The 5,065-nt window shown below is 66.3% G+C and carries 3 protein-coding genes; 2 read left to right on the top strand and 1 reads right to left on the bottom strand.

Annotation, left to right across the window (positions count from 1 at the left end):
* The coding region (locus L979_RS13710; protein WP_047692803.1) for a chromosome segregation SMC family protein at positions 1-1,009 on the bottom strand (1,009 nt) is incomplete at its 3' end.
* Between the two features lie 158 nt (positions 1,010-1,167).
* Between L979_RS13710 and L979_RS13705 the strand changes: the two genes are divergently transcribed.
* Both L979_RS13705 and L979_RS13700 read left to right on the top strand, forming a co-directional pair.
* Entirely contained in the window at positions 1,168-2,196 is a 1,029-nt protein-coding gene (locus L979_RS13705) for a 3-oxoacyl-ACP synthase III (RefSeq protein WP_047692801.1), read from the top strand.
* Entirely contained in the window at positions 2,193-4,967 is a 2,775-nt protein-coding gene (locus tag L979_RS13700; protein WP_231559556.1) for an alpha/beta fold hydrolase, read from the top strand. Before L979_RS13705 ends, L979_RS13700 begins: the two co-directional genes overlap by 4 nt.
* Positions 4,968-5,065: the final 98 nt, after the last annotated feature.

Genomic DNA, 5,065 nt, shown 5'->3' with positions numbered 1-5,065 from the left:
TGCGGCGGGCCTGTTCGGCCAGTCGCTCGGGATCACGATCGGTGGAGGGGGTCTGCTCAGCGGTGCCCAGCAGACGTCGTCGTTCGGAGGCCACCTGCTGCAAGGACCGATGGCGTTCGCGCAACGCGGTGAGCTCGTACCAGGTCTCCCGGGCTGCGGTCACCGCCGGTGTGGCCTGGGCGGCACGTGTCTCCAACTCCTCCTGACGCGTGCGGCCGGTGGCCAGGTCGCGCTCTGCGGCCTCCTTCTCCTCCTTGAGCCGGCGCTCGGTGTCCACGTCCACGGCCAGCGCCGACTGCGCCTGCACCAGGTCATCGGCCAGCAGACGCGCACGGGCGTCCCGGACGTCGTACTGGATGCGCTGGGCACGCCTGGCCACCTTGGCCTGGCGTCCCAGCGGGGTGAGCTGCCTGCGGATCTCAGCCAGCAGGTCCTCCAGGCGATCCAGGTTGACCTGCATGCCCTCCAACTTGCGCACCGTGCGTTCCTTACGACGCCGGTGCTTGAGAATCCCCGCAGCCTCCTCAATGAAACCGCGGCGTTCCTCCGGGGTGGCGTGCAGAATGCGATCCAACTGGCCTTGCCCCACCACCACGTGCATCTCCCGGCCCAGCCCGGAATCGGAGAGCAGCTCCTGGATGTCCAGCAGTCGGCAGGATTGGCCGTTGATGGCGTATTCGGAACCACCGGTGCGGAACAGGGTCCGGGCAATGGTGACTTCCGTGTACTCGATCGGCAGAGCGCCGTCGGTGTTGTCAATGGTCAGCGAAACTTGCGCCCGCCCCAACGCCTGGCGCCCGGAGGTCCCCGCAAAGATGACGTCTTCCATCTTGCCGCCGCGCAGGGTCTTGGCACCCTGCTCCCCCATGACCCAGGACAGGGCGTCCACCACGTTGGACTTGCCGGACCCGTTGGGACCCACCACACAGGTCACCCCTGGTTCGAACTCAAAGGTGGTGGCGGAGGCGAAGGACTTGAAGCCACGCACGGTGAGGGTCTTCAAGTGCACGGGGGTCTTCTCCTAGTCAGGGGGTCGGCAGCATCCTAACGCCCGGGTGGCACCGCCTCCGCCACGGGAGAACACAGGCACCGATGCGCAGGGGGCTTCCCACCGATCGTTAGACTGGCCCAAGCTGTCCCCAGTCCGTTCGAAGAAAGCGCCGTGCTTTGCCAGGAAACTCGATCATCCGCCACCAGAACGCCTCCCTCTTGTCCATCAAGAAGGTAGAGGCGGATGTGGTCGTCAAGTCGGAGACTGCCGATGAGAAGCTCGCTGAGACGTTCGAACGTCTTAAGCTGCCCACCGGGTTGCTCGAGCGACTGGCCGGTGTCAAGGAACACCGCGAGTGGTCCCCGGGCCGCCACTACACCGACGGCGCCGTGGAAGCCGCCCAGGCCGCCATGGACGAGGCCGGTGTCACCCCGGATCAGGTGGGTTTGCTGGTCAACTGTTCGGTGACCCGCGACGGCTACGAGCCCGCACTGTCCGTTTCTGAGCACGCCCGACTGGGAATGCCTTCCTCAACCCTGAACTTTGACATCACCAACGCATGCCTGGGCTTTGTCAACGGCTTGACCGTGGCATCCACCATGGTGGATGCCGGTGCCGTGGACTACGCGGTGGTTGTGGCCGGTGAGGATCCCACCCGCTGGCACCGGGAGGCCTTTGAACGCCTCAAGCAGCCGAGTGTGACGCGCGCGGATGTGATTCGCGAATTCGCCACCCTGACCCTGGGCTGCGGCGCAGCAGCGGCAGTGGTGGGCAAGGCTGATGCCCACCCTGATGGTCACCGCATCCGCACCTCCGTGACCCGCTCGGCCACCGAACACCACGAACTGTGCATCGGCGGGTTCGACGGCATGTTCACAGACGCCTCCGGCCTGCTCAAGCACGGTGTGGGCCTGCTGACCGCCACCTGGGAAGAAGCCCGTACGCAGGGTTTCGAGTGGGATGACTTCGACTGGGTGATCGCCCACCAGGTCTCCACCTCTCACACGGACAAGACCGAAAACGACATCGGCATCCCCCCGCACAAGCTGCCGCGCACTTTCCCCTTCTGGGGCAACGTGGCTGCAGCAGCACTGCCCATGACCTTGGCCCAGCAGGCCGAGGGTGCCTTCCAACCCGGACAACGGGTTCTGGCCATGGGTGTGGGATCCGGACTGAACGCGACCTTCATGGAGATCGACTGGTGAGTCACTCGGGCAACACATCCGCAACTGCAACCCCCCACCTGCCCTTCACGGACACTGGGCTGCCGGGTCTTGATCCCCGGTGGTCCACCACGGTTGAGGTGGCATCCAACGCGGCATGTGAGCCCGTTCGCGGCCGCCTGCGGCGCTGGCATGTGCTGGACAACATCTCCGTGCTGGAGGCAGAAGGCAAACAACCGGTGGGCACCATTCTGGCCGTCCACGGCAACCCCACCTGGTCCTACCTGTGGCGTGATGTGATCACGGCGGCCACGGAAGCCGAACACCCGTGGCGCGTGGTGGCCGTGGATCACCTGGACATGGGCTTCTCCGAGCGCACCGGGCTGAACCGGCGCTACGAGGACCGCATCCAGGACCTCAGTGACCTCACCGCCGCCTTGGGGCTCGACGACGAAGACCGCGTGGTCACCCTGGCGCACGACTGGGGTGGATTGATCTCCATGGGGTGGGCGGAGCTGCATCCGCGGGCCCATGCCGGGATCATCATGACCAACACGGCCATTCACCACGATCCTGCAACCGGACCCATCCCCGCACCGCTGCGCCTGGCCCTGGCCCCAGCTGTTCACGGGTCCCTGACCTCCAAGTCCAAGGCGTTCTTGAACGTTTCCGTGACGTTGGTGGATTCGGGCATTCCGGAGGAAATCCAGGACGCGTTCGAGGCCCCGTACGCCACTGCCGAACGCCGTCAGGGCATTCAGAACTTTGTGGCGGACATTCCCGCATTTGAGGGCCACCCGTCCAACTCCCGCTATGAGCGCACCGCCGCCTGGGTGGCCACTGCCACCGTGCCGGCTCTGTTGTTGTGGGGCACCAAGGACCCGGTGTTCAAGGAGCAGTATCTGCAGGACGTGATGCAGCGCCTCCCCCAGGCCACCGTGCACCGCTATGAGGGTGCCAACCATCTGCTGCCCCAGGACCGTCCGGTCCAGGAGCCGATCTTGCGGTGGCTCACGGAGACGTTCGTGGATGACACCACGCACCGCCAGCAGCACCAGGCAGCACGTCCCGGCGGGACCTCCGATCCCCTGCCTGCTGATTTCAAGCCCTTCCACATGGGTCTCAGCGAGCGTGCCGCACAGCAGGCTCATGCCTGGGAGGTGGCCACCGCTGACATGGGCCCGGCCACCAACAACAACGAACCTGCCGTGAAGAAGCGGCTGTCCTGGACCGAGTTGGATCAGCGCGTCAACAGCATTGCTTCCGGGCTGCTGAACGTGGGCGTTCGACCCGGGGACCGGATCAACCTGATGGTTCCCCCGGGCACCGATCTGACCACCATGATCTACGCCTGCTTCCGCATTGGTGCTGTGATTGTGGTGGCAGACACGGGTCTGGGGGCCAAGGGACTGTCCCGGGCCTTGAAGGGTGCCTCCCCCAAGTGGCTGGTGGGCATCCCGCGGGCGCTGGCTGCTGCCAAGGCCTTCGGTTGGCCAGGAACCCGGATCAGCGTGACCGGTATGGATCCTGTGCGCGCCAAGGCTCTAGGTGTTGAGCACACGGTGCGGGAGCTGGCCAAGTCCCAGCCCATTCCGTTCCCGGAGCTGGACCCGGAAGCTGATGCCGCCGTGCTGTTCACCTCCGGCTCCACGGGCCCTGCCAAGGGCGTGGTCTACACCCAACGTCAGATGGCTGCCATGCGGGATGCAGTGGCTGCCGTGTGCGGTTTGCGTCCCGGGACCGGCCTGGTGGCCGCCTTTGCACCGTTTGCCCTGTTGGCTCCGGCCATGGGGGCTGCGTCCGTGACCCCGGACATGGATGTCACCAAGCCCCGGACGCTCACGGCTCGTGCCCTGGCAGATGCCGCCGGTGCCATTGAGGCCACCTCCGTGTTCGCCTCCCCTGCGGCAATAGTCAACATCCTGGCCACCCAGGGTGAACTCTCCGAGCACCAGCGCCAAGCACTGGGCAACGTCAAGCTCATGCTCTCAGCAGGTGCTCCGCTGCCGCCCACCCTGCTGGAGGATCTGCAGGACCTGCTGCCCAATGCCGTGCTGCACACGCCCTACGGCATGACCGAGTGCCTGCCCCTGACGGACGTGGATCTGCCCACCATCCGTGAGGCCACCGTGGACGCACAGCCCCAGGACCCCGAGTCCGGTCTGCACGGCAGCCCGCGGGTTGAGGGTGCCGGCAGCGGCGTCTGCGTGGGGACCCCGGTTCCCGGCGCCACCATCCGCATCCGGCCGCTGGATCACGACGGCGTCCCTGCAGGTGATCTCACGGAAGAACCCGGTGTTCTGGGTGAAATCGTGGCGCAGGCTCCTCACATGAAGGACCGCTACGACAACCTGTGGATCACGGAGAACGAATCCACGCGGGTGGCTGGGTGGCACTCCACCAGCGACGTCGGGCACTTTGATGCCAAGGGTCGCCTGTGGGTGGAAGGCCGCTTGAGCCACGTGTTGCACACCGCCGCCGGTGTGGTGGCCCCCGTTGCGGCCGAACACGCAGCCGGGGACGTCCCCGGAGTCGGGCGCACCGCCATCGTGGGTGTGGGGCGCAAGGGCGCTCAGGTCCCGGTGGCCGTGTGCGAAACCCAACCTGCGTCACGTTCCGTGGGTCTGGCCCGGCCGGCGTTGGCCGCCAAGGTGCGCGCCGCCGTCGTTGAAGCCACCGGACTGGATCTGGCTGCCGTGCTGGTGCTCAAGGCCCACCCCACGGATGTGCGTCACAACTCCAAGATTGACCGAACCCTGCTCGCCGAATGGGCCGAAAGTGCCCTTGGCGGGGGAAAGATCAAGAACCCATGAGCCACACCCCCACCACTCCCGCCAAGGCCCATGCCCCGCGCCGCGCCCACCGCGCCACGCCCGCTGACCTGGAGAACGTTTCCGAGTTGAGTGGCCAG

Origin of the sequence: Kocuria sp. ZOR0020 (assembly GCF_000800955.1) — a bacterium.
Taxonomy (GTDB): domain Bacteria; phylum Actinomycetota; class Actinomycetes; order Actinomycetales; family Micrococcaceae; genus Kocuria; species Kocuria subflava.
This window is presented reverse-complemented; position numbering and strand designations above follow the sequence as displayed.